Consider the following 6,000-nt stretch of genomic DNA (forward strand, 5'->3'; position numbering starts at 1 on the left):
TCGGGGGGAACCAGGGAGGTCATCCATGGAGATCGCCGGAATCGTCGGCATCCTCGTCATCGTCGGAATCGCAGTCGTCGTCGCCGTCGTCGTCCTGCTCATCCTGCTGCTGTTCGCACGCAGCTGGATCAAGGTCGCGCGCGCCGATGAGGCGCTCGTCATCTCGGGACGCAAGCAGAAGGTGGCACGCGCTGTCATCGGAGCGGACGGCTCGACCAGAGACGAGATGTCGGAGTCGCCCGTCACGGTCATCGTGAACGGCAAGTCGCTGGTGAACCCCATCACGCAGCGCCACGAGATCATCTCGCTGCGCTCGCGCCAGGTCTCGCTCAACGCCGAGGCCCAGTCGCTCGACAGCGTCACGCTCAACGTCGACGGCGTCGCGATCGTGAAGATCGGCTCCGACCCCATCCTCGTGCGCCGCGCCGCCGAGCGTTTCGCCTCGCAGGACAAGGCCATCGAGCAGTTCACCACCGAGCAGCTCGAAGGTGCGCTCCGCGGCATCGTCGCGACGCTCTCGGTCGTCGAGCTCATGCGCGAGCGCAAGAAGTTCTCCGACCAGATCGCCGCCGACGTCTCGCAGGAGCTCGCCGAGCAGGGTCTGATCCTGGACTCGTTCCAGATCAAGGGCATCACCGACAAGGTCGGCTACATCCAGTCGCTCGGTGCTCCCGAGATCCAGGCGAAGCGTCAGTCGGCGGAGATCTCGCAGACCAACGCCGACCGTGCGATCAACCAGAAGAACATCGCCAACCAGGAAGCCAACCTGATCGAGCAGACTGCGCTCGACACCAACACGGCGAACTCCAACGCCGGCATCGGCCGCGCGCGCGCCGAGGCAGAGCAGGCCGAGAACCTCGCCCGCGAGCAGGCTCAGCAGGCCGTTCTGCAGCAGCAGGCCGAGAACCGCCAGGCTCAGCTCGACGCCGACGTCAAGCGCGTCGCCGACGCCCAGCGGTACGAGGCAGAGACCCGCGCCCAGGCCGAGCTCTACACGCGTGAGCGTGCTGCCGAGGCCGGCGCGATCGAGCAGGTCAAGCAGGCCGAGGCCCGCACCCGCATCGCCGAGCAGCAGGCACAGGCCGACAAGGCCAAGGCCGACGGTGAGGCCGCAGCCGCGATCGCCCGTGCGACCGGTGAGGCCGACGCCCTGCGCGCCCAGGCCGAGGCGGAGTCCGAGGCTCGTCGTCTGCGGGCGAACGCCGAGGCCGACGCCATCCGCGCCGAGGGTGAGGCGCGAGCCGCAGCCGTCGAGGCCGAGGCGAAGGCCATCGCGTCGAACCAGGATGCGTTCCTGTCGCAGCGCGTTCTCGACACCCTGCCGTCGATCATGGCCGAGTTCTCGAAGGGCTACGCCGCGATCGGCAGCGTCTCGATCATCGGAGGTTCGGGCGAAGACGGTGCGTCGAGCGTCGTCGGCGCCGACAGCGCGAAGGCACTGAAGTCAGTGTTCGACAGCGTCAGCGCGGCGACCGGGCTCGACCTCGCGTCGATCATCCAGGGTCAGGCCGTGGGCCGGGGAATCGGCGAGGGCGTGGCCGCGGCATCCGCCCCGGCCGGCGCACCGACACGCAGGTCGGCCCCGACCACCCCGCCGCCGCCGGCACCGCCGGCTCCCGCAGCGGAGTAGTCAGCACACAGCACACAGCGGATGCCGCGGCCGGATCGGTCGCGGCATCCGTCGTCTCCGGGCTCATCGAGAACGGGCAGACTGGAGGGGTGACCACCCCCGCCTTCGACCTCGCCGCCATCGGCGCCGGGCTCTCGTTCGCGGACGCTCTCGACGACCTCTCCGCAGCGCTCGATACGAGTGCGTCCGTGGTGGTGAGCGCGCCGCCGGGCACGGGCAAGACCACGCTCGTGCCGCCGCTCGTCGCATCGAGGTCGACCGGTCGCGTGATCGTCACTCAGCCCCGCCGTGTCGCCGCCCGCGCGGCCGCCCGGCGACTCGCCCACCTCGACCGCACCCCACTCGGCACCCGCGTGGGCTTCACCGTCCGCGGCGAGCGCTCCGCAGGACCCGAGACCTTGATCGAGTTCGTCACGGCCGGCGTGCTCCTGCGGCGGATGCTCGATGATCCAGGGCTCGACGGCGTGAGCGCCGTGATCATCGACGAGGTGCACGAGCGGGCACTCGAGACCGACCTTCTGATCGGCCTGCTCTCGGAGGTCCGTGAGCTGCGGGACGACCTGACGGTCATCGCCATGTCCGCCACCCTCGACGCGCCTCGCATCTCGGCCGTCCTCGGCACCGACGACCTTCCCGCACCGATCATCGACCACGATGTCCCCGCCTTCCCGCTCACGGAACGCTGGGCGCCGAGCCCCGGGCCGCGACTCGATGAGCGCGGGGTCACCTGGGGTTTCCTCGATCACATCGCCGCGACCACGGCATCCGCCGCCAGGGAGGTCACCCGAGAAGATCCTCGGGCCGACGCGCTGGTCTTCGCTCCGGGTGCCCGCGAGGTCTCCGAGATCGCCCGTCGCCTCCGCAGCACGAGCGACGCGTTCGATGTGCGCGAGCTGCACGGACAGATCCCCGCGGCAGAGCAGGATGCCGTGATCCGCGGCCGCGCACCGGACGCCGCGCCGCGCATCATCGTCACGACGTCGCTCGCCGAGTCATCTCTCACCGTGCCGGGCGTGCGCTTGGTCGTGGACAGCTGCCTGTCCAGGCATCCGCAGCGCGACGCCGCACGCGGCATGACGGGTCTGGTGACCACCGCCGCCTCCCGCTCGTCGTGCGTGCAGCGTGCGGGGCGCGCCACCCGCCAGGGCCCCGGCACCGTGATCCGCTGCGTCGACGAGCGCACCTATGCGGCCGCTCCTGTGCGTCCGGCCCCCGAGATCGCGGTGACAGACCTCGCGGATGCCGCTCTATTGCTCGCCTGCTGGGGTGCCTCCGGCGGCGCCGGCCTGCGGATGATCGACCCGCTGCCCGCCCCGAACCTGGCCGATGCGCTCGCCGTGCTCCAGGGGCTCGGCGCGATCGACGACGAGGGTCGAGTCACCGCGGAGGGGCGCATCCTGGCGCGCATCCCGACCGACCCCCGACTCGCCCGCGCTCTCCGCGACGGCAGTCCGGCGGTCGGGGCGCGGCTCGCGGCCGAGGTCGTCGCGCTCTTGGGTGGCGACCTGCGTATCGCCGAGGCCGACGTCGCCCAGTCGATCATCGCCCTTCGTGGCGGTCGGTCTCCGGACGCCCGCCGATGGCGCAGCGACGCCGATCGCCTCGAGCGCATGGTCCGCCCCGCGCCGGGGGTCCGCTCGGATCTCGACGGGGTCGGCCTCGTGATCGCTCTCGCCTTCCCCGAGCGCATCGCCCACCGCGTCGAGCGCACCTCCGAGGGCGCGACTTTCCTGCTCGCATCCGGCACCCGTGCAGGCGTGCGCGGTCCGCTCGCGGCGGTCGAGTGGCTCGCCGTCGCCGACGTCGCCCGCGCCTCGGCCCGTGCGGCAGCGGGATCCGGCGCGATCATCCGCTCCGCGGCCGTGCTCACCGAGGCGCAGATCGAGCGCGCCGCGAGTCATCTCATGACCGACCGCGTCGAAGCGGAGTTCACCGGCGGTCGGGTCCAGGCTCGTCGCGAACGCCGCATCGGTGCGATCCTGCGCTCCTCGGCGCCGGTGCGCGCATCGGCCCAGGAGGGTCGCGATGCCGTGCGCCGCGCGATCCGACGAGGCGGACTCGGCATGTTGTCGTGGTCCGAGGGCGCAGACGCCCTGCGCCGCCGTCTGGCTCTGCTTCGACGCGAGATCGGCGATCCCTGGCCCGACGTGTCGGATGCCGGGCTGATCGAGGCCCTCGATGCCTGGCTCGCGCCGGAGCTCGACGCCCTCGCGGGTGGCGCGCCCGTGAGCCGCCTGGATCTGGCGTCGGCTCTTCGCCGGCTGCTCCCCTGGCCCGAGGCCGCACGGCTCGACGAGCTCGTCCCTGACCGGCTGGAGGTGCCCACCGGTTCCCGCATCCGCATCGACTACCCGCCGCACGATGATGCGACCGCGCGCCCTGTCGTCGCCGTGAAGCTGCAGGAGTGCTTCGGTTGGGCCGAGACGCCGCGGCTGGTCGACGGACGGGTGCCGGTGCTGTTCCATCTGCTGTCCCCCGCACGGCGACCGCTCGCGGTGACCGACGACCTCGCGTCGTTCTGGTCGGGCCCGTACTCCCAGGTGCGCGCCGAGATGCGCGGGCGCTACCCGAAGCATCCGTGGCCGGAGGACCCCTGGGCCGCGGTGCCGACCAGGCACACCAAGAACCGCTCCGCGCGCTGAGTGACAGTCGAGCCTCAGGGGGTACGGCGCCGCAGAGTCAGCGACGCGAGCACGAGCGCGCCGACCCCGAACGCGACGACCACCAGCAGCGGTCCGTAGACGTCCCACCCGTCGTCGCCTGCGGTCACTGCGTTGATCGTGTCGATCGCGTAGCTCAGAGGCAGCCAGTCCGAGATCGCGTGCAGCACGTCGGGCATCTGGTCGCGCGGCATGAAGAGCCCGCCGAGGATGATCTGCGGGAAGACCAGCAGGGGCATGAACTGCACGGCCTGGAACTCGGTCTGGGCGAACGCGCTCGCGAGCAGGCCGAGCGCCGTGCCGAGAAGCGCGTCGACCACCGCGACGAGTCCGAGCTGCCACAGTTCGCCCTCGACGTCGAGACCGCACACTCCGACCGCGAACGACACGGTGATCACGGCCTGCAGCAGCGCCATGAGGCCGAATGCCAGGGCGTACCCGAGGATGAAGTCGGCCTTGCCGAGAGGCGTCGTCATCAGCCGCTCGAGCGTGCCCGAACGCCGCTCTCGCAGAGTCGTGATCGACGTGATCAGGAACATCACGATGAAGGGGAACAGCGCGAGGATTGCACCGCCGAACTGATCGAAAACTCCGTCCTGGTCGCTGAACAACCAGGCGAAGAGACCCACGAGCAGGCTCGGGGCGATGAGCATCAGAGCGATCGAGCGTGGGTCGTGGCGCAGCTGGCCGAGTACCCGTGCGGCGGTCGCGAGCATCCGTCGGTCGTTCATTGCGCCGTCCCCCGTCGCTCGCGCCGTGTGGCGGGCGGTGCATGGCCCTCGTGCTCACGGCTGTCGCGTTCGATCAGGGCGAGGAACGCCGCATCGGGGTCGGCTGTGCCGGTGTCGGCGAGCAGCGCCGCCGGGTTCGTGTCGGCGATGATCCGTCCGCTGCGCATCAGCAGCAGCCGGTCGCACCTCAGCGCCTCGTCCATCACGTGGCTCGACACGATCATCGTCACTCCGCGCTCGGCGAGCCCTCGGAACAGCTCCCAGAGCTCGACCCGCAGCACCGGATCGAGGCCGACCGTCGGCTCATCCAGCACGATGAGCTCCGGCGTGCCGATGAGGGCCATCGCCAGCGAGATCCGCGTGGTCTGGCCACCACTCAGCGATTCGACGAGCTGACCGGCCTGTGCGCCGAGACCCACCTCATCGATCACCCGGTCGACATCACCCTTCGGCGCGTGGAGGACGGACGCGAGATACGAGAGATTCTGACGCACGGTGAGGTCGCCGTATACGGCAGCGCCCTGCGTGCCGTAGGCCACCCTGTGACGCAGCTGCCGTGATCCGCCGGGCTCCCCCAGCACCGTCACCGTGCCGTCGGCGATGCGCTGCACCCCCACGATCGAGCGCATCAGCGTGGTCTTGCCGCACCCGGACGGGCCGAGGAGCCCGGTGATCTCGCCCTGCGGGATCGTCAGATCGATCCCGTCGAACACTGCGGTCTTGCCCCTGCGCACGCGGAGTCCCGAGACCTCGACCGCCGATTTATTCATCATGTGATGAATTATGCGCCCGCCGACGGACGAGGTCAACGGGTTTCGAGCGCTCGAGCGCGGCCTTCACAGTTCCTTGCGGGCACAGCTTCGGAGCCGGCCACGGGACTCGCCGGAGTGACCACCCAACGGCCGGGGTGTCGCCGTCGGCATCCGAAGTTGTGCCCGGGAAGTCACGGCGCGCCACCCCTCGGCATCCGAAGTTGTGC

Annotated in this window: 4 protein-coding genes; 2 read left to right on the plus strand and 2 right to left on the minus strand. The window is 70.7% G+C overall.

The genetic code is table 11. The annotated features are described in order from the left end of the window. The first annotated feature begins 25 nt into the window (after nucleotides 1-25). Both ASF80_RS08090 and hrpB read left to right on the plus strand, forming a co-directional pair. Entirely contained in the window at nucleotides 26-1,630 is a 1,605-nt protein-coding gene (locus ASF80_RS08090; protein WP_056309651.1) for an SPFH domain-containing protein, read from the plus strand. An 89-nt stretch (nucleotides 1,631-1,719) separates the two neighbouring features. Further along, the gene (gene hrpB / locus ASF80_RS08095; RefSeq protein ID WP_056309653.1) at nucleotides 1,720-4,272 is read left to right on the plus strand and encodes an ATP-dependent helicase HrpB; all 2,553 of its coding nucleotides are present in this window, start codon (nucleotides 1,720-1,722) and stop codon (nucleotides 4,270-4,272) included. Between the two features lie 14 nt (nucleotides 4,273-4,286). Here hrpB and ASF80_RS08100 read toward each other — a convergent pair whose 3' ends face one another. Both ASF80_RS08100 and ASF80_RS08105 read right to left on the minus strand, forming a co-directional pair. Next, the gene (locus ASF80_RS08100; RefSeq protein ID WP_056309655.1) at nucleotides 4,287-5,021 is read right to left on the minus strand and encodes an ABC transporter permease; all 735 of its coding nucleotides are present in this window, start codon (nucleotides 5,019-5,021) and stop codon (nucleotides 4,287-4,289) included. Then, entirely contained in the window at nucleotides 5,018-5,794 is a 777-nt protein-coding gene (locus ASF80_RS08105; RefSeq protein ID WP_200934750.1) for an ABC transporter ATP-binding protein, read from the minus strand. The genes ASF80_RS08100 and ASF80_RS08105 overlap by 4 nt, the downstream gene beginning before the upstream one ends. Nucleotides 5,795-6,000: the final 206 nt, after the last annotated feature.

It is taken from the genome of Microbacterium sp. Leaf159, from assembly GCF_001423615.1.
GTDB lineage: Bacteria > Actinomycetota > Actinomycetes > Actinomycetales > Microbacteriaceae > Microbacterium.